Origin of the sequence: Chitinophaga filiformis (assembly GCF_021646545.1) — a bacterium.
Classification (GTDB): Bacteria; Bacteroidota; Bacteroidia; order Chitinophagales; family Chitinophagaceae; genus Chitinophaga; species Chitinophaga filiformis_A.
This window is the reverse complement of record NZ_JAKIRP010000013.1, coordinates 35,727-54,587: the sequence shown is the minus strand read 5'-3', so window position 1 is coordinate 54,587 and position 18,861 is coordinate 35,727. Positions and strand designations below refer to the sequence as shown.

Below are 18,861 nucleotides of genomic sequence, written 5' to 3'. Positions count from 1 at the left end.
ATACTCTTAAAGTTTATCGTTCTTCTCTGAAGCATCAGAGGTCATCCGGGATGAACCTGGATGACCTCGTGCAAAGATCGGAATTTCTGATCGAATTAATTATTGATAGCGCCGGCTACATACTGGCGAATCTTTTCTGCGAGGAAATCCTGTAAAGCCGGTATATGTACCTGGTCGGTAATATCAAATGCGAAAGCATTTACCAGCAGTGATTTAGCGGCTTCTGCACCAATACCACGGGAGCGGAGGTAGAACAGTGCTTCTTCGCTGAAGCGTCCTACTGTAAAGCCGTGGCTACATTTCACATCATCTGCATAGATTTCCAGCTGAGGCTGTGAATTGATGTTCGCCTTTTCGCTCATCAGCAGGTTGTTGTTCTGCTGGAAAGCGTTTGTTTTCTGCGCATCCTGGTTTACATGGATCCTGCCGGTGAATACGCCATTGGCGTCGTCCAGCAGTACACCCTTGTATAGCTCATTACTGTTACAGTTAGCTACCAGGTGATCCACAAATGTATGGTTATCTACGTGCTGCGTTCCTGTAGCCAGGTAGAGCCCATGCAGATTGGTTTCCGTATTGCTGCCTGTCAGCGCTACGCTGAGGTTATTACGGGTCAGTTCTGCAGATGGCAGGGTAAAGTTAAAATGATGATAGCGGCTGTCAGCTTTCTGGGTAGCAGAAGTATGATAGATATGACGGCTGTTCTTAACGGTGTTCTGGATGTTATAATGCCAGAGTTCAGCATTTTCTTCCAGCACAATTTCAGTTACACCATTTACAAAAGCGATCGCATTCTCACTGAGACCAACAGCGCTTTCAATTACTTCCAGCGTTGCGCTCTTATGTAGTACCACCAGGTGGCGGGGCTGAATGAAAGCGTTTGTGGAAGCGGTATACACATGAATGATATGTAAAGGTTTGTCCAGGCTGGCGTTGATTCCTGCTTCGATGAACAGGCCATCTGCAAAGAGGGCTGCGTTCAGCGCTGCAAAAGGCTGCGACTGCAGGTGCGGATGTTTATCGAACCATGCCTGCAGCTGTGCGTTACCGGCAGCATCGCTCAGCTTGGAGACGGTGATTTTACCACCGGAAGGCAGGGTAGAGAGGTCGGCCTGCAGGCGTCCGTTCACCAGTACAGCGCGGTAGCTGTCCAGGTGGGGGATGGCAGCAGATTTCAGTTGTTCTGCCGTTACAGTACCTTGCTCTTCCTGTGCCAGGGTAAAGGCGTCTTTGAGATAACGCTGGATGTTAGTATAGCGCCACTCTTCAGTTTTGATCGTAGGCAGACCCAGTTCCTTAAAGCGGCTGAATGCCAGCTTGCGGGCAGGAAGGATGGCGTTGTCCGCATCTACTTTCTGCTCGGGACCAGGTACCCCGTTGGATATAAATTCGTAAAATGATTTATCGCTCGTCATGTTCTTTTTGCGTTATACAGATTCTTTCTGGTGTACCTCTTCTTTCAGCCAGTCGTAGCCCTTTTCTTCCAGTTCCAGTGCCAGTTCTTTGGTGCCAGTCTTAACGATCTGACCATTGTACAGCACGTGCACGAAATCAGGCACGATGTATTCCAGCAAACGCTGGTAGTGGGTAATAACCATAAAAGCCTTATCTGCACTGCGCAACTTATTCACGCCGGCAGCCACAATGCGGAGGGCGTCAATATCCAGGCCGGAATCTGTTTCATCCAGGATGGCTAATTTCGGATCAAGCATAGCCAGCTGGAACACTTCATTCCTCTTTTTCTCACCGCCGGAGAAACCTTCGTTCAGAGAACGGTTCATCAGGTTGGCATTAAAATCTACCAGCTGCTGTTTTTCTTTGGTCAGCTTCAGGAACTCTTTGGATTCCAGCGCAGGCAGATTATGGTAAGCCCTGATCTCGTTTAATGCAGTCTTGAGGAAATGCAGGTTGGATACACCCGGAATTTCAACGGGATACTGGAACGCCATGAAGAGGCCTTCGCGTGCACGGTCTTCCGGAGACATGTCCAGCAGATTTTTACCTTCGAAGATCACTTCACCCTGTGTTACAGTATAATTTTCACGACCCGCCAACACAGAAGACAGTGAGCTTTTTCCTGAGCCGTTAGGGCCCATGATAGCATGCATTTCGCCTTTCCTGATTTCCAGGTTTATGCCTTTCAGGATTTGTTTACCGTCTACTTCTGCGTGCAGATTTTTAATCGTCAGCATGATTGTATGTTTCTCTGTTGTTTTTTGCTTTGTAAATTGTTTTATTATCCTACGCTTCCTTCCAGTGTGATAGAAAGCAGTTTACGGGCTTCCACCGCAAACTCCATCGGGAGCTGGTTCAGCACTTCCTGTGCATAACCATTTACGATCAGTGCTACCGCTTTTTCTGTATCTATACCACGCTGGTTCAGATAGAAGATCTGGTCTTCCCCGATCTTGGAAGTAGTTGCTTCGTGTTCTACTGTAGCAGTACTGTTCCTCGATTCGATGTAAGGGAAGGTGTGTGCACCGCAGCGATCGCCGATCAGCAGGGAGTCACACTGTGTAAAGTTACGTGCGTTGGCGGCACGTGGACCAACCTGTACAAGACCACGGTAAGTATTGTCACTGTGACCTGCAGAAATACCTTTTGAAATGATACGGCTGCGGGTGTTACGGCCCAGGTGGTAGATCTTGGTACCGGTGTCAGCGATCTGCTTGTTACGGGTTACGGCTACTGAGTAGAATTCACCCTCGGCATCGTCGCCCTGCAGGATCACGCTTGGATATTTCCAGGTGATAGCGGAGCCGGTTTCAACCTGTGTCCAGGAGATCTTGCTGCTGTTTCCTTTGCAGATACCACGTTTAGTCACGAAGTTGTAGATACCGCCGTTACCGTCTTTATCGCCGGGATACCAGTTCTGTACGGTAGAGTATTTGATCTCTGCGTGGTCCATCGCGATCAGTTCCACCACTGCTGCGTGCAGCTGGTTCTCATCACGTTTCGGAGCTGTACAACCTTCCAGGTAGCTTACGTAAGAATCGTTGTCGGCGATGATCAGGGTACGCTCGAACTGACCGGTATTTTCCGCATTGATACGGAAGTAAGTGCTCAGTTCCATCGGGCAGCGCACGCCTTTCGGAATGTATACGAAAGAGCCGTCGGAGAATACCGCAGCATTCAGGGCGGCAAATATGTTATCGGAGTGAGGTACTACTGTACCCAGGTATTTCTTTACCAGGTCGGGATGGGTCCTTACTGCTTCACCGAATGAGCAGAAGATGATGCCCAGTTCGTTTAGTTTTTCCTTGAAAGTAGTGGCAACGGAAACGCTGTCAAAAACAACGTCTACAGCAACGCCGGCCAGTGCTTTCTGTTCGTTGATGGGAATACCCAGCTTTTCGAAAGTAGCCAGCAGCTCAGGATCTACTTCATCCAGGCTGTTGAGTTGTTTCTTTTTCTTAGGTGCAGCATAGTAAGAAAGCTTCTGAAGGTCCAGTTCAGGCATTTCAAAGTGCTGCCATTTAGGGAACTGCATCTTTTTAAAGGCCTGGAAGCCTTTCAGGCGCCATTCCAGCATCCATTGCGGTTCTTCCTTTTTAGCAGAGATAAAGCGGATGGTGTCTTCATTGAGACCCACCGGTGCCATATCCATCTCGATGTCGGTAGTAAAGCCAAACTCGTATTCCCGGTTGGCTATGTCATCTATTATTTCGTTGCTGTTTCTCATTTTCCGAGTTAATTAAGTAATGCAGAAGCCCGGGGTAATAAAGGATTATACCGCGAAGCTTTCCCCACAGCTACAGGTACGGGTAGCGTTAGGGTTGTTAAAGTAAAGCCCCTTACCATTGAGACCATCTGAATAGTCCAGCTCAGTGCCGTACAGGTACAGGAGGCTTTTCATCTGCACCACGATCTTTACACCTTTATCTTCGAAGGTCTGGTCTCCATCCTGCTGGCTGTCCGCTTCAAATTTCAACACATATTCCAGTCCTGAGCAACCGCCGCCTTTTACGCCAACGCGTACGAAGGTGCCGGGAGCGTGATTCTCCTTGACCATAAGCGCCTTTATATATTCGCCTGCTTTTTCTGATACTGTTATCATAATTGCTTCCTTTTATACAGATTTCACCTTAGTATTATTAATTGACCGGAAATTGTTGGCGATGTTTATCATCGGTATTCTTCCGATCTTTTCTGCCGGTCAGAGCGTTCCGGCCTCTCTGGTCCCTGATCTGTTGGCGGGAGATTACTGGCGCTTGTTACCAGTCTTCTCCAACGCTGTTTGTTGGTCAGGGTGTTTGGCCCCTTCTCTGATCTCTGATCTGTTGGCGGGAGACTACTGGTGCTTGTCACCGGTCTTCTCCAACTTTTCTGGTGCTCAGAGATTACCGGTTTTTGTCACCGGTTTTTTATCTCCGATCCTGGAGTCTCCCAGCAGGGAGATCATCCTATCGAATTTATTTTTATATGATGTTGTAAATGTTTTAGTTTCAGCATCATATAAATGTTCTTTCATGATCGGCACTGAAAACGGCAGTACCCATGCCCGGAGGGCTTTGGCTACCGAATCCATTGCGTTGATCCCCTGCATGGCCTGGGAGCCGTCTCCCCAGCATACCAAAGCTACAACCTTTCCCGTTAAATAAGGATTACTGAGCTTGCTGGTCATTTCCAGCCAGTCCAGCGTATTCTTCATGACACCTGTCATGCTCCCGTGATAAAGAGGGGTGAGCCATACGTGTACATCCGCTTTCAGGAAGACCTCACACATATGTTTAACAGAATCGGGCATGTCTCCCTTAGGATATGCAAAGAACGGAATATGGCCGTCAACAGGGCTGAACACCTCCGTAGAAAATCCCTTTTGCCGGAACTGTTCTTCGAAATAGCCCGTCAACTGGTTAGCAGTGGTATAGGGGCTACTGTCCATTGTGCCGTTGAAGATCAATACGTTCATTTATTATTCCTCTGTTTTAAGCTGTTGTTCTGGCAACAAATTTTTTTAACTCCTACAAAATTACGACATTTGAGAATAAAACAAGTAATAACTTGGAAAATTATAGACCCATCACAAAAGCGACTGCCGACAAATTTCTGCAGTTACTGAAGACGAAGGGGCCTCAATCGGCCGCTATGCTGGCAGCCGCATTACGTATGACAGGAGAGGGCGCCCGCCTGCAGCTGTTGAAGCTGGCAGAGGAAGGGCTTGTGGTGTCGGCTACAACATCCAGAGGAGTAGGCCGGCCTGTTCAAATCTGGGACCTTACACCGCTGGGCCACGCTCACTTTCCGGATACGCATGTGGAGCTGACACTGCAATTAATAGAAACCATCCGCCAGGAACTGGGGGAAGCTGCACTCGAAAAGGTAGTAGCTGCCCGGGAGTTCCAGCAGCAGGAGAAATATATGAGTAAACTGACAGGTATTACCGACCTGGGCGAAAGACTGGCGCAGTTCGCCACTATTCGCACATCTGAAGGTTACCTGGCTGAATGGCGGGAAGAAGGGGACGGTTTCATATTCATAGAGAACCACTGTCCTATCTGCTGTGCTGCTACGCAGTGCGCAAATATCTGCGCTTCCGAACTGAAGACTTTTCAGGCTATTATGGGAGATGAAGCGGAGGTGAAGCGGGTGGATCATATTATCGCGGGAGACAGGCGTTGTGTGTATGAGATAAAGAAGGTGAAGGAGTTGATTACCAGTAGATAAGGGGTAGTAAGTGAATATATTTTAGGAGGTGTATCTTATTCGATACACCTTTTTTTGTTTCACTCGGTACTGTCTCATTAAGCGGTGGATGCTTCTTTGTCCGGGCGCTCATACAATTTCATTATTCACTCACGCTAAGTAGCCCGGTTTCAGTAGGGGATGGCGGTCGGCGCGTCTCTGGCAGCGGAAGGCTATGTAGCTTTGTCAATCGGATGGTGCGCAGGGGGCTCTGGACGGCTATTAAGCGCAGGGCACTGTTTCCCTTCGGGGGGCAATACAAATTTTCATTATTCACGCTAAGTAGCCCGGTTTCAGTATGGGATGTCGGTCGGCGCCTCTCTGGCAGCGGAAGGCTATGTAGCCTTGTCAATCGGATGGGCATTGGAACACTGATTTAGCTGCGTCAGTCACAGGCCAGAGAGCCGAAGGCCCGCCATTCCCATCTGAAACCGCTGCTACTTCCGCTCTCCCCACGATAATGTCTGCGTCCCCCATTATAAGGACGATGTTCCTGTCATAAGTCATAACTAAGACATGAAATTCGCTGCATTTAATCATGCTGCCTGGCTGACAGTGCGTTTGTAACCTGTGTGTCGACCCGGTCATGACGTTATAAGTCCACCTCAAAGGCATGGTAAAGGCATGGTAAAGGTATGGTAAAGGTATGGTAAGGGTATGGTAAGGGCATAGCAAGGCACATGGTAGAAGCATAGGTAAAGGCGGCAATCCGCTGCATTAATCAAGACAACAGGCTCAACACCTGTCGGGTAACCGGGAGGCCAACTCCGGATAGGTTACAACTCACCCTAAGGCATAGCAAGAGCATAGTAAACGCATGAGTTCCCCGCATTGATTGACTAGCGAAAAAAGGGCAACAGTACACTTGTTAAAAAAGAAAAATTTCAAGTCATTAATTTATTCAATTGAAAATCAAGAAACTAGAAGGTGAAGTTCATGTTGAATGAGAATCTTAATTCTCCTAACGCTCTTTAAACCAACAAAATAAGCTCTTCGCACCGGCCAGAACATTTAATAACCCGGTAAACCATCACTACAGATTCGTTCCTATTGAAAAAGGCTTCACTGTATTGATCTTCTAAAACCGCATAGACGAATTGTCGCCAGAAAATAGAGGTCTGTAAAACAGGAACCTTAAATTCATCATTGGGAGAGCGGAAGTAGCAGCGGTTTCAGATGGGAATGACGGGCCTTCGGCTCTCCGGTGACACGACCGATGCTGCCAAATCTGTATTGCAACTTCCATTCGCTTGACAATGCTCAATAGCCATCCGGAGAGGCGCCGACCGTCATCCCATACTGAAACCGAGCTACTTAGCGTGAATAATCGACAATAAAGATCATCCGCTGCCAGAGAGGCGCCGACCGTCATCCCATACTGAAACCGAGCTACCTAGCGTGAATGAATCAACAATAAAGATCATCCGCTGCCAAAGAGGCGCCGACCCCATCCCATACTGAAACCGAGCTACTTAGCGTGAATAATCGACAATAAAGATCATCCGCTGCCGGAGAGGCGCCGACCCCATATTGAAACTGAGCTAGTTAGCGTGAACCGCAATCTGCAATCATTCATGTTCGACTTTGATACTGACTCGTCCCCTTTTTCCTTCTTAATCCACTCTGGTACTGAAATGATCTCGATACTTCCACATCACTTCACCATCACTTCCATATCGCTTTATCAACATTTCCATATCATTTCACCGTCATCTCTATATCGAACCGATATACAAATGACGGTAAAGTGATATCCAGACGACGGTGAAGCGATATGGAGATATCGAAATCAAGACGGGGAATGATTGAACACAGCGGAAAACAGGAACGATGTAAAAAGTAACGAAGCCAGAGAGCTTTACCGAAGAAAAAAATCCGTAGCGGTAATACAACGCGCTACGGATTTGTAGTGAAGAGTTGAATTTTTGATTGTGTCAACTATCTGCAATTGACTTATAATCAGCATTTTATTATAAAAGTAAACTAAGCACACTCTGCCGGCAACTTTGAGTGATTGACCCTGTCAACTGTTACAAAATCAGCACCAATGTCCCGGAAATGATCAGTATTGCACCAATCGCAGTTTTGATTGTCAAGGCCTCATGCAGAAATACGACGGATAGTAGGATAGTCAGTGCAACACTCAGTTTGTCGACCGGAGCCACCTGCGAGACCTTACCCATCTGTAATGCTTTAAAGTAAAAGATCCAGGACAAGCCGGTAGCCATCCCTGACAAGATCAGAAAGATCAGGCTGAACTTAGAAAGGTGCTGGAGGCCTTTACCCTCGCCCCGGAAAAATACAATGCCCCAGGCCATGATTAATATAATAATGGTCCGGATAGCCGTCGCCAGGTCGGAATTCACTCCCGATACCCCGACCTTGGCAAAGATGGCCGTTAGGGAAGCGAATAAAGCAGAGAGTAAAGCGTATATCCACCACATAATAAAGTGTATTAGTCAACCCGTTTTCCAAGAATGTTCAGACTTCTTTCCACACCGTCCAGCACGGCGATATTAGGCAGGTGCGCCCATTCTTTGAATCCCAGTTGTTCGAACAAACGCAGGCTGGGAAGATTGTGTGCAAAGATGAAGCCCAGCAGGGTATGCACGCCAAGCGACGGACATTGTTCCATGGCATAACGTAAAATTGTCTTGCCATATCCCTTGCCACGCTGGTCTTCATGCAGGTAAATACTGATCTCGCATGTGCCGTCATACGCCGGCCGGCCATAGAAAGACTGGAAACTGGCCCATCCTACAGTGACGCCATTGTCTTCGACCATCCATAAAGGACGCTTCTCGGGAGAATGTACATTGAACCAGGGCATACGGCTTTCAACGGTAACGGGTTCAGTATCAGCGGTCACCATACGGCCCGCAATAGTTGTGTTGTAAATAGCGACGATTTCTGGCAGGTCTTCCAGTGTTGCGTTCCGGTAAGTCATTATGTTGTAATGAAGGTTAGAAGGCAAACGTAATAAAAAGCGGGCATAAAGAGGGTATAAAATCAACAGGAGGCCTGCTCCAAATATAAGCGGCCTCCTGCTTGTTATGTAATGCCTCTTAAGGCCGTAACCAGATGATCTTTGTATTTTTTCCTCTTGTTTTTGTCTCGATCTGCATGGTAACGTATATATTATTTACCTGATCGTAATCTGAAATGGTAAAAGCAGCGAGTTTATAGTTCCTTTTTTCGTTTTCAAATAGATACTGCCGATCAGGGAGGGTATTCTTGCCATCTACAGGGTAATAGAAGGCGTCACATTTGCCTACTCCGATAATAGGGATTTTTTTGCCGACCTTCAGTTCATCTATATTACGTTCTGTATCGTTCAGTAGGATGTAATTTTTATTACCGGAATTGAGATAACTGAATGATTTGAATTGAAGGCCTCCTAACAGCTCATTGCCGGTATTGTCCCTTCTGGAGTGATAGAAATTTTCAAGCCAGGAAGGCTCCAGGCGGTGTTCTTTAGGAATGAGGGTAGATGTTTTTATAACGCCATCCCTGTCGAAAGTTGATACGGCAACATCTCTCAGCATTACCTCATTTAGATCACCCATTTGATTCGCAGTACCTACCTTTGGTGCGATATAATGTTCAGCGAATAGGTCCTCATACACAATCGAAAATCCCCCGTCGGCATTAAGGAAGAGATTTTGTGGCATACCATGATAGTGGCAGTTGCATTTGTATAGCTTTTTGCTTCTTTCACTAGCTTCTGTGGGAAAGACATCAAATGTCTTTTCAATGTTCATGGCGGTGGGATTCGCAAATGCAGCGAAGGCAAGGTATTGCTTACGTATCACTTCCAGTTCTCCGGCTTTCTTTTTCGTTTTGGGGGCGGGCTCGTCATTGACTAAGGCACAACCGAGCAGGATCAATTTTCCGGTGACAGGATTATGGCGGATAATACCTCCGTCGATCTGGTGGCCTTTCATGATACCAGGTTCTGTGAGCATTAATGTATGTTCATTTTTTTCCAGTTTCATCAGCACAAGATGGCCTTCCCTACGATTTGTTGCATCATTATGATAATCTCCGTAGCCAAGCAGGCCGACGGTTCCCCCGTTGTAAACTACAAGATCATGTAATTGCAGTAGGCTGTATTTATTATCAGCGGCAGCATAACGTGCCCTGCTGATCTCCGCATGCCGGCTATTATAGAGTACTACTTCGATCCGCTCATCACTCCAGGTTTCATCTTTGTCGTGGGAAATAGCCACAGCATAATAGTCGTTCAGCGGGTCTTTACGGACCAGGAAAGGGTTACGCAGTGGATGATTCCTATCGATCTTCTGTTTCCCTGCCTCAGCGATCTTCTCCATTTTTGTCAGTTCACCGGTAGTAGCATTAACGATCATGCGGAACAGCGTAGGTTTCTTTTCTATAAGTGCTGTAATGAGAATGGTGAGATCTCCATTGATCTCAAAGATATTGTTGACGGATTCATGATCATAATTTCCGCCAGGTCGGGCCACGATATGTTTTATTGCCGTTTGTACGTGCTCCTTGTTGTAGATCTGTACTTCAATGCCCTCTTTCTGTTCGCGGTGAATATGCGTCAGTACGGTACCACCGTTTTTTAGCAATAATAATCTGCCAAATCCTTCTTCAGGCTCATTGAAGGCAGGACCTTCAGCTAATACCTTAAATTGTGCGGATGCTAACTGTTGAAATGAAAACAACAGTATAATGAGTTGTAAAATTTTTTTCATTTGAATGATTAGTTATTGGTTAACAGGTGCCAGTGCCGAACTATCGGCATTCACAGCCTTTTTAACTGTGCTGTCGGCTTTTATTGGTTTATAGTATCGCTTATTGTAGATCTCCAGGGATTGCTCCAGGTGCTTTTTTGCTTTTTCGTTGTGGTAACGATTAAGGGCATATCCGGCATATGCAATGACCAGACCGGGCACTATACGTATGAGGCCTTGCACTAAAGATGTTGAGTAATTTAAGTCCTCATCACTGCTTTTGGTGACAGCAGAGTATATGCCAACTCCACTGGCAACTATACCAATGCCTACTAATGGCCAGCCCTGAATTGCTCCACGTCTCCGCTGTTGGTCCATTAGTGTTAACTGTTCAGTTGCCATCGGCGCTTTCGCATAATAAGACCTGAGTATATTGGCACGATTGTCCAACCGTCTGAGCTCGCCGTCATTAATACGAATATAAGGTACGTTCACAGTCGAGTAGGTAGGTGCCCGGTACGCCGGCAGATTGGGATTTGCTCCGGTCATACGGAAGCCTGCGCCGTCATAACTTGCTCCTGTAGTTTTGATCGTCTCTTTTTGATACACGAGTTCCAACTTAGTAGAATTGACCGCTTTTTTGGACTTGAAGGAAGTATTCCTGGCGGCTGATGAATCGGTTTGCGCCTGAACCAATGAAGATGTTACGCATAACAATGCTAAAAGAATACTGCGAATCTGCATATTATATATTAGGTATAAGGATGGGCGAAGATAATGCTCAGTTCAGATATTATAATAAATTATATGATTATCGGGCTGATTAGTATAGTATTTTGTCTTTTTTTTATTAGGGGAAGAGTAATTCTAGTCAAAATTGCATATCATACCTGTAATCTCTCTGCAACAGGCTGTAAATAAACGCATCCACAAACTTTCCCTTCTGAAAGAACGCCTGCCTTACCTTTCCTTCACGTTCGAAACCCAGTCTCTCAAGCAATTGACGGGAATGGATATTAGCAGGATCGACAAACGCTTCGATCCTGTTCATCTGTAAGTCCTCAAATCCATATTGCATAAGGCGGTGTATGCTGTTGGTCATAATACCTTTGCCCCAGTAGGAGGGCAAGAGGTCATATCCCAGCTCCATTTTATAATGTATCCTGTTGATATGATGAAAGCCACAGGTACCGATCAGTTCATTATGCCCGTTGATGGTTATGGCCCAACGCATGCCTTCTCCACTGGCCAGTTTATCACGAAAGAAAGCGATCAGTTGTGCCGCTTCTGAGACATTGACAAAACGTCCAATGTCCATGAAACGCACTACTTTCTCGTGAGAGAACAGGCTGAATAGCGCAGCAATATCTCTTTCATCAATGGCCCGCAGGCTGATGTTACCGGTACTAAGCGTGGGTATTTCCATCTTTACGGTTTATTCACTGACAGGATCCGGCTCCGGTCCTTTTTGGACTACCGGCTTCTTCTTTCCTTTCATTGTTACATCGCCCAGCAGAATAGCCCAGGGCTCCATATATTCTATATGTTCGAAAATGATTTTGAGGATGGCAATAAAAGGAATAGCGAGGAACATACCGGGAACGCCCCATATGAGATTACCAAACACGACTCCCAGGATGGTAACCAGGGCATTGATCTTCACTTTAGAGCCCATAATGCGGGGCAGGAGGATGTTACTGTCCAGGAAATGCACGATCAGCAGGCCGCTGCCTACCTGTATAGTGGTGGCCAGAGAACTGTTGGTCAACGTCAGCACCATACAGATGACGGTAGCAATATATATACCCAGGTAAGGAATGAGATTGAAGAGCGCCGCCATAATACCCAGCAGGGTAGCGTATTTAATGCCCAGTATCCAGAACATGGTACAGTTTACAATAGCCACGACGATCGTTTCTATCATCAAACCGGTCACATAGCCTTTGATGATGTACCGGGTTTGCACAACTACATTGAGGAGTTTGTCCTGGTGCTTTCCCCGGAATAACTTTATGAGAAATGTTATAATGAGAGAGCGGTAAAGCAGAAGGAAGAAGGAATATAATAGCACAAAGATGATGAAAACCAGGAGGGAGGAAAGGGAGAGCAGGGTACTGCTGACAAAGGATGTAGCTGTGCCCAGCGTGCCCATCGCCATCTGTTCCAGATAATCCATCTGCTGTGTGGAATCAATATGGAATCTGACGTTTACCCATGATTGTAACGAATTCAGCTGCTGTAGTAATTGCTGCTGCAGGTGCGGGAAATCTGCCACGAAAGCACCCATTTGTGTGCCTAATAACATTAACACGCCTAGCAGGAAGGTTACAAAAAGCAGCACTACTATAAAAGCGGCCGTTCCCCTTGAAAAACGCCATTTTTCCAGCTGACTGGCAATTGGTAGCAGCATAATAGCTACCAACATGGCAAAAGCAAGAGGGATGATCAGGGTATGGCCCACGCGGGCAATATATATGATCAGTATGATACACAGTAGGGTAAATGCCAGCCTCGCGTTGAATGGCAGCTTCACTTCGTTCATGGACAGTCGTATTTCCCTCAAATATAGATTTTAAAGAGGGAAAAGGAGAATGGGAATTACAACAACTGCTTGAGATGTGGAATATAGATGACACAGGAGTTAGGAGCTACTAATGATATGAAGAAGTGGGTACCACTCATTTTAAATACACCTTCTTTCACATATCTGTCTATGAACTCGTACATCGGGATGCCTGCTGTCGCAAAATCCGTCGGTACGGGCAGGGTGATATAATGTCCTCCCGGAATCCGTTTGGTCATTAGTTTCTCCGCAACCGCCATTTGCATGAATAATGGGGTAATTTCCTTATTGGGAATGAGGATGCCGGCGTACATGCTCATTTTTTCGTAATCAGTTACAGGCACCGAATCCAGTGTGCTGGTAATGACTTTTGCATTGGGCAGGTTCAGGGCTGAAATGATATTCCGCATACGTTGTTCCTCCCTGGTCATCTTCATGATCATCTGGGCGATAGGATCCTGACCACGGGACAGCAGGGTATAAAACAGTGTGCTGTCTGGCAGATGGTCTGTCTCTGTCATTTCGAAACTGAACAAAGGCGTAATAGCGTGCCCCTTTTTATCGAAGGCCTGCACGATCATGTCGACCATTTCGAGCGTACGCTTTTCGTTTGGCAGAATGTCGATCTTCCTGAAACTACGCGGGCTTCGGTGGAAATACTGGGTGAATGCCTTAGTATAGGCGGCAACGGTAGCATAACCGGTGCGGTCGCCGATCTCACTGATGTTATAGCCACTGTGCCTGAGCAGGCCGGCTGATAGTTCCAGGCGGTGACGTTTAACATACTGCCAGTAAGGTTCACCTGTCACGGTGGTAAAGCTGTGATAGAAGTACGAGTAGGAGATTCCAAGCCATTCCGAAACATCCTTCATCTCAAACGATTCAGATATATGGTCGTCTGCGAAACAGAGTGCTTTAATTGCCATTAGCTCCATTTCGTGGGCCGCGGGGTTGTGATTCATAGTTAGATCATTTGGAGGTTTAAACGGTTTACGAAGGTTTTTCTGACGTTTTCTCTGCGCTGCTTTACTTGGTCAATATTTCACATATTAGATAATTCAATAAGTGATAGTATCGAATTTAAGATTTTGGTAGTAGATAATAAAAAACGTTTTAACAACTAACGTTTAATTGAGTACATTTTGTGTAGAAGAAAGGAAAAGTGCGTAGATTTGCGACCGTCATTTTATCGAATATTTAACAATTTTTATCTATTTCCGGCGTTAGAGTTATAGTTAGTATAATTATTGCGACCCTTTCCCTGTTTACCCTTTATGCCTGCTGAAGTACTCCGGACATTTCTCCGGTGACTAAACATGATCTTTAAATCAATCCCCTTAATTGATGCCAAATCTGAATTTATTGAAAAGAAGCCTGCCTTGTGCTGTATGGAAAAGAGTAGTTGTTATTTTATTGATCTGTGCCCCATTTAAAGGCTTTAGCCAATACTGGCAGGCAGGTGGTTTTCTTGGTACGTCCAACTATAGCGGTGACCTCGTACAGCAAAGGGTAGACCTGAAGTATACCCGGTATTCCATCGGCGCTTTCGTAAAGCGGGATGTTAACCGTTATCTGACTTTCCGTGCGGGATTAACTTACGGCAGGATTGCCGGCGCTGACAGCACCAACACTGATACCTTCCTCCTGAGACGTAATCTCAGTTTCCGTTCCCCGATCTTTGAGGCACAGCTGGGAGCGGAGTTCAACTTCCTCGATCTGGACGAGAAACGTATCACACCGTATGTTTTCGGAAGTGTAGCACTCTTCAGTTTTTACCCGACCACGAAAGACGCCCAGGGAAACACTATTAAACTACGCGCACTCAGTACGGAAGGGCAGGGACTGGCGCAATATCCAACCCGCAAACAGTATAATCTCCGTCAGATATCCATTCCATTTGGCGCCGGTGTCAAAATATTACTTACCGACAACTGGATCGCCGGCTTTGAAATTGGTTTTCGTAAAACATTCACCGACTACCTGGACGATGTGAGCCTTACGTATGTTGACAGGAACACATTATTAAGATCACGTGGCGCCAGATCTGTAGAATATGCTTATCGCGGTGATGAAGTTACCGGCGGGCACGTTACGCCTGGTACATATCCGACCGATGGCACCAAACGTGGATCTGACAAGTATAATGACTGGTACGTCTTTACCGGTTTCACGCTCGCCTATCGTTTTGGCGGTGGCGGCGGGTATGGGCCTAATCGCTGGGGAAAGCAGAAAGTATCTAACTGTCCCAGGTTTTAATTTATTATGTATAATGAGAAGGAGCGATGGATTGTCTGTCGCTCCTTTTTTGTTTTGAGTTGGCATCTTGTTTTGCTGGCGTATACTCAGCCCGATTACTTAATCCTCCGTCACCTGAAACATAAAACCATTTTTTGGCATACTTCTTGAATTTTACATGCCAGACAGAACAAAACAACTGTCAGAAACCGAAAACACATACTATATATTAAAAAATACCGTTTAATACAGCAAAGCGAACACCATCATCTTTATCATCAAATTATTATTTCTTAACAGAGAGAACTATTCCAATCTTTATTTTTTCCAACAACAAAACGACAACAGTATGAAACAGATAGTATTATTATTACTGCTGATAGGGGGAGGTATACTCAGTGCACAAGCTCAGGGAAAAAGAGGTCATGGCCATCACCGTGATTATGACGATTGCCGCGGACGGAACTATAGAGTACATCATGGCCGTTGGGATGATTGCAACAGGGATTACAGAGGTGCTTATTATAGCTGCCGCCCCGCACCAGCCCCGGTTGTCTATGTGGAACCTGCGCCGGTAGTATATGTACCTGCCCCGCCACCACCGCCACGCCCAAGAGTAGTGTATCAGCGCTCTCCTAAAGTGGTAATAGCTACTGGTCCTATTGTGATCGGATTGTAAGATAATATTCCATAGGCCGCAAGCGTGATCAGATACGTTTTTGCCAGCACCGGTTTCCTGCAGGAAAGCAGCTAATTGCGTGATAAACAAAACAGTGGCCCGGGAAAACAAACTTCCCGGCACCGGACGAGCCTCCGGTCTGAGCTGGCCAGCGGAATTACGAATGACGAATTATGATTGTGTGTATCTTTGCACCGATTGTAATTCGTCATTCGCATTTATCGCAATTAGAAATATGGCATATAAGCACCTGAAACACTTTATAGATACATTAGAAAAGGCAGGAGAGCTGATAAGGATTAAAACTTATGTGGATCCCAGGCTGGAAATAGCAGAGATCACCGACAGGGTGAGCAAATCGCCCAACGGAGGGAAAGCGTTGCTGTTCGAGAATACCGGATACGATTTTCCCGTACTGATCAACTCTATGGGCAGCTATAAACGCATGTGCATGGCGCTGGGAGTAAACGAGCTGGATGACGTCGCGAATGAGATCGAGGCCCTGGTGAAATTATTGTCAAAACCAAAAGAAGGCCTGCTGGATAAGCTGGCAATGCTTCCCAAGCTTGGACAGTTCGCTTCCTGGATGCCGAAAGTCGTGAGCGGCAAAGGGGCCTGCCAGGAGGTGATCATGGCAGAACCCGACCTCAGCAAACTGCCGGTAATGCAATGCTGGCCGAAAGATGGCGGCCCCTTCATCACACTTCCCGTAATTCATACAAAAGACCCGAATACCGGTACCCGCAACGTAGGCATGTACCGCATGCAGGTGTTCGATAAAACCATGACAGGCATGCACTGGCACAAACATAAAGTGTCCGCCAAGCACTTCATGGAATATAAAAAACTGAAGAAACGCATGCCCGTAGCGGTAATATTGGGAGGCGACCCGGCATATACCTACTCCGCTACAGCTCCGCTGCCGGAAAATGTGGACGAATACATGCTGGCTGGCTTCTTGCGGAAACAGAAAGTGGAACTTGTAAGATGTATTACACAGCCGGAAATTGAAGTTCCCGCTGACGCAGACTTTGTAATAGAAGGCTACGTTGATCCGGAGGAAGAGCTGATCTGGGAAGGACCGTTCGGAGATCATACAGGTTATTATTCACTGGCCGACTGGTATCCACGCTTCCACGTGACCGCCATCACCCACCGCAAAGACGCAGTTTATCCTTCCACGATAGTAGGTATTCCTCCCCAGGAAGATGCCTGGATCGGTAAGGCGACTGAAAGGATCTTCCTGGCCCCGATCAAAATGACCATGGTGCCTGAGATCATCGACATGGAAATGCCGGTGGAAGGCGTGTTCCATAACCTGGTGATCGCCCAGATCAAAAAAGACTATCCAGGACAGGCGCAGAAAGTAATGAATGCCATGTGGGGCGCCGGACAAATGATGTTCAACAAGATCCTGGCAGTCGCAGACGAGGGAACGAACATCCAGGACTATAAAGAACTGGCCCGCTACATGTTCAAACACCTCAATCCCGCTACTGATATCTATTTCAGTCAGGGCCCTATGGATGTACTGGACCACTCCTGCTCTAAAATGGGCTTCGGTGGTAAGATGTGTATTGACGGTACCCGCAAATATGAAGAGGAGATAGAAGGTAATGGTGAGCAGCTTACCAGCAATTATGCCTTTAACAAAGCTGAAATCCTGAAGCGTTTCCCGGAAGTGAAAGGCATCAATGATTCCCTGCTGAAGGAGGATATCCCCTGTATCCTTGTCTCTGTACAGAAATCCCGCCCCTTACATATCAAGGAACTGAATGAACAGTTATACTGCCTGCCGGAAATGACGGCTGTGAAGATGGTGTTGTATGTTGAACATACCGTAGACGTCAATGATCTGCCGTCCGCATTGTGGCGTTTCTGTAATAACCTCGATCCACGCCGTGACAGTTTCGTGGTGCGTCCGCCATTACCGGGACATCCGGGCAAAACCGGTGCCGGCATAGGTATGGACGGAACATTGAAAACACGCGTGCTTGACAATTTCGAACGTGACTGGCCCAATATCATTGTTGCAGATGATGCCACCATCAAAATAGTAGATGAAAAATGGCAATCGCTGAACATTGGCCCATTCATAGCTTCTCCATCCCATAAATATAAATCCCAGATGTATGGAGAAGAAGCAGTGGTTCCGCAATAGCCTCTTTATCATATGTTGCCTGTGCGCCTGCCATATAGCAAGCGCACAGGTACAGCTGACTGATTTTCATTACCTCGACCGCATGGAAGGTTACTGGACAATGAAAACCCGCTTGGGTGTCTACGCCGAGAAATGGAAAAGAGTGGATGAGAATACCTGGAAGGGCAGAACGATGCGCATTGAAGGGAATGACAGCACTAAAATGGATGACATGTTCCTGTTCCGCGATAGTACCGCCATTTATTTTACAATAGCAGCTGTGAAAGATAAGCAGACAGGTGCGCCCGTTAGATTCAAAGTACGTGTACTGAAACCCATTGGCTTTGTTGCAGAGAACCTGCAGAGCCCATATCCCCAGAAGATAGTATATCGCTGGAAGGATGAAAGCCATATGGACGCTCATTTTGAAGGCAAGGAACAGAAAACCACCCGCGAGATCATCCTCCAATACACGAAGCGATAATAACGTTGTATCAAAACACAATAGGCCGCCTATATCGCGGCCTATGTTTATGGCACGGTGCGCAAACGCCGTGAACAAACGTTATTAACAAAACATAACAGGACTCCGCTGGGATTCCCGTGTTTGTAACACGGGGTGCAACCCCGGGGCCGACGGTGCCCCCCGCGGATGGACGCGTAATCCCACGGACAACGTATAACCCCGAGGACAATGTGCAACTCGTGAATAAACATCATTAACAAAACACAATAGGACTCCGTTAGGTGTCCAGTGTTTGTAGCGCGGGGTTTGCACGTCAACCCCGGGTTGACGTGCAAACCCCGGGGCCGACGAATAATCCCGACGTACCCGGGTTGAACGCATCACCCACACGAT

Annotated in this window: 17 protein-coding genes; 5 read left to right on the top strand and 12 right to left on the bottom strand. The window is 46.7% G+C overall.

The window, feature by feature from the left end; genetic code table 11:
- Positions 1 to 95: 95 nt before the first annotated feature.
- From sufD to L3C95_RS25545, 5 genes are all read right to left on the bottom strand, one after another.
- Entirely contained in the window at positions 96 to 1,415 is a 1,320-nt protein-coding gene (gene sufD / locus L3C95_RS25565) for a Fe-S cluster assembly protein SufD (protein WP_236392131.1), read from the bottom strand.
- A gap of 12 nt (positions 1,416 to 1,427) precedes the next feature.
- The gene (gene sufC / locus L3C95_RS25560) at positions 1,428 to 2,192 is read right to left on the bottom strand and encodes a Fe-S cluster assembly ATPase SufC (protein ID WP_236392129.1); all 765 of its coding nucleotides are present in this window, start codon (positions 2,190 to 2,192) and stop codon (positions 1,428 to 1,430) included.
- Positions 2,193 to 2,236: 44 nt separating this feature from the next.
- Positions 2,237 to 3,682 (bottom strand): Fe-S cluster assembly protein SufB, encoded by a 1,446-nt coding sequence (sufB, locus tag L3C95_RS25555; protein ID WP_236392127.1) that lies wholly within the window; start codon positions 3,680 to 3,682, stop codon positions 2,237 to 2,239.
- Positions 3,683 to 3,727: 45 nt separating this feature from the next.
- Positions 3,728 to 4,057, bottom strand: coding sequence for a HesB/IscA family protein (locus tag L3C95_RS25550; protein ID WP_236392126.1), 330 nt, complete (start codon positions 4,055 to 4,057; stop codon positions 3,728 to 3,730).
- A 276-nt stretch (positions 4,058 to 4,333) separates the two neighbouring features.
- Positions 4,334 to 4,912 (bottom strand): NADPH-dependent FMN reductase, encoded by a 579-nt coding sequence (locus tag L3C95_RS25545; RefSeq protein ID WP_236392124.1) that lies wholly within the window; start codon positions 4,910 to 4,912, stop codon positions 4,334 to 4,336.
- Between the two features lie 92 nt (positions 4,913 to 5,004).
- Here L3C95_RS25545 and L3C95_RS25540 point away from each other — a divergent pair, with 92 nt between their 5' ends.
- Entirely contained in the window at positions 5,005 to 5,667 is a 663-nt protein-coding gene (locus L3C95_RS25540; RefSeq protein ID WP_236392123.1) for a helix-turn-helix transcriptional regulator, read from the top strand.
- Positions 5,668 to 7,715: 2,048 nt separating this feature from the next.
- Here L3C95_RS25540 and L3C95_RS25535 read toward each other — a convergent pair.
- The 7 genes from L3C95_RS25535 to L3C95_RS25505 all read right to left on the bottom strand — a co-directional run bounded on the left by L3C95_RS25535 (position 7,716) and on the right by L3C95_RS25505 (position 13,910).
- Positions 7,716 to 8,129 carry an EamA family transporter gene (locus L3C95_RS25535; protein ID WP_236392121.1) on the bottom strand — a complete coding sequence of 138 codons (414 nt, stop codon included), beginning with the start codon at positions 8,127 to 8,129 and terminating at the stop codon, positions 7,716 to 7,718.
- An 11-nt stretch (positions 8,130 to 8,140) separates the two neighbouring features.
- Positions 8,141 to 8,632 carry a GNAT family N-acetyltransferase gene (locus tag L3C95_RS25530; RefSeq protein WP_236392119.1) on the bottom strand — a complete coding sequence of 164 codons (492 nt, stop codon included), beginning with the start codon at positions 8,630 to 8,632 and terminating at the stop codon, positions 8,141 to 8,143.
- A gap of 118 nt (positions 8,633 to 8,750) precedes the next feature.
- A complete protein-coding gene (locus L3C95_RS25525) occupies positions 8,751 to 10,406 on the bottom strand; it encodes a hypothetical protein (RefSeq protein WP_236392117.1) in 1,656 nt (551 codons plus the stop codon).
- Positions 10,407 to 10,418: 12 nt separating this feature from the next.
- Positions 10,419 to 11,129, bottom strand: coding sequence for a hypothetical protein (locus tag L3C95_RS25520; RefSeq protein WP_236392115.1), 711 nt, complete (start codon positions 11,127 to 11,129; stop codon positions 10,419 to 10,421).
- A 127-nt stretch (positions 11,130 to 11,256) separates the two neighbouring features.
- Complete coding sequence (locus L3C95_RS25515; RefSeq protein ID WP_236392113.1) at positions 11,257 to 11,811, bottom strand: GNAT family N-acetyltransferase; 555 nt, start codon at positions 11,809 to 11,811, stop codon at positions 11,257 to 11,259.
- 9 nt (positions 11,812 to 11,820) lie between these two features.
- Complete coding sequence (locus L3C95_RS25510) at positions 11,821 to 12,927, bottom strand: AI-2E family transporter (protein ID WP_236392111.1); 1,107 nt, start codon at positions 12,925 to 12,927, stop codon at positions 11,821 to 11,823.
- Positions 12,928 to 12,983: 56 nt separating this feature from the next.
- Positions 12,984 to 13,910, bottom strand: coding sequence for a helix-turn-helix transcriptional regulator (locus tag L3C95_RS25505; RefSeq protein WP_236392109.1), 927 nt, complete (start codon positions 13,908 to 13,910; stop codon positions 12,984 to 12,986).
- 382 nt (positions 13,911 to 14,292) lie between these two features.
- Between L3C95_RS25505 and L3C95_RS25500 the strand changes: the two genes are divergently transcribed.
- The 4 genes from L3C95_RS25500 (at position 14,293) to L3C95_RS25485 (ending at position 18,486) form a co-directional block, all read left to right on the top strand.
- Positions 14,293 to 15,204, top strand: coding sequence for a DUF6089 family protein (locus tag L3C95_RS25500; RefSeq protein WP_236392107.1), 912 nt, complete (start codon positions 14,293 to 14,295; stop codon positions 15,202 to 15,204).
- Positions 15,205 to 15,532: 328 nt separating this feature from the next.
- Entirely contained in the window at positions 15,533 to 15,862 is a 330-nt protein-coding gene (locus tag L3C95_RS25495; RefSeq protein ID WP_236392105.1) for a hypothetical protein, read from the top strand.
- Between the two features lie 235 nt (positions 15,863 to 16,097).
- Positions 16,098 to 18,023, top strand: coding sequence for a menaquinone biosynthesis decarboxylase (locus tag L3C95_RS25490; protein WP_236392103.1), 1,926 nt, complete (start codon positions 16,098 to 16,100; stop codon positions 18,021 to 18,023).
- Positions 17,995 to 18,486: a hypothetical protein gene (locus tag L3C95_RS25485; protein ID WP_236392101.1), complete on the top strand. Its 492-nt coding sequence runs from the start codon at positions 17,995 to 17,997 to the stop codon at positions 18,484 to 18,486. The genes L3C95_RS25490 and L3C95_RS25485 overlap by 29 nt, the downstream gene beginning before the upstream one ends.
- Positions 18,487 to 18,861: the final 375 nt, after the last annotated feature.

Coding starts and splice junctions, on each gene's coding strand:
- sufD (WP_236392131.1), bottom strand. CDS start 1,415: ATGACGAGCGATAAATCATTTTACGAATTTATATCCAACGGGGTACCT.
- sufC (WP_236392129.1), bottom strand. CDS start 2,192: ATGCTGACGATTAAAAATCTGCACGCAGAAGTAGACGGTAAACAAATC.
- sufB (WP_236392127.1), bottom strand. CDS start 3,682: ATGAGAAACAGCAACGAAATAATAGATGACATAGCCAACCGGGAATAC.
- L3C95_RS25550 (WP_236392126.1), bottom strand. CDS start 4,057: ATGATAACAGTATCAGAAAAAGCAGGCGAATATATAAAGGCGCTTATG.
- L3C95_RS25545 (WP_236392124.1), bottom strand. CDS start 4,912: ATGAACGTATTGATCTTCAACGGCACAATGGACAGTAGCCCCTATACC.
- L3C95_RS25535 (WP_236392121.1), bottom strand. CDS start 8,129: ATGTGGTGGATATACGCTTTACTCTCTGCTTTATTCGCTTCCCTAACG.
- L3C95_RS25530 (WP_236392119.1), bottom strand. CDS start 8,632: ATGACTTACCGGAACGCAACACTGGAAGACCTGCCAGAAATCGTCGCT.
- L3C95_RS25525 (WP_236392117.1), bottom strand. CDS start 10,406: ATGAAAAAAATTTTACAACTCATTATACTGTTGTTTTCATTTCAACAG.
- L3C95_RS25520 (WP_236392115.1), bottom strand. CDS start 11,129: ATGCAGATTCGCAGTATTCTTTTAGCATTGTTATGCGTAACATCTTCA.
- L3C95_RS25515 (WP_236392113.1), bottom strand. CDS start 11,811: ATGGAAATACCCACGCTTAGTACCGGTAACATCAGCCTGCGGGCCATT.
- L3C95_RS25510 (WP_236392111.1), bottom strand. CDS start 12,927: ATGAACGAAGTGAAGCTGCCATTCAACGCGAGGCTGGCATTTACCCTA.
- L3C95_RS25505 (WP_236392109.1), bottom strand. CDS start 13,910: ATGAATCACAACCCCGCGGCCCACGAAATGGAGCTAATGGCAATTAAA.
- L3C95_RS25500 (WP_236392107.1), top strand. CDS start 14,293: ATGCCAAATCTGAATTTATTGAAAAGAAGCCTGCCTTGTGCTGTATGG.
- L3C95_RS25495 (WP_236392105.1), top strand. CDS start 15,533: ATGAAACAGATAGTATTATTATTACTGCTGATAGGGGGAGGTATACTC.
- L3C95_RS25490 (WP_236392103.1), top strand. CDS start 16,098: ATGGCATATAAGCACCTGAAACACTTTATAGATACATTAGAAAAGGCA.
- L3C95_RS25485 (WP_236392101.1), top strand. CDS start 17,995: ATGGAGAAGAAGCAGTGGTTCCGCAATAGCCTCTTTATCATATGTTGC.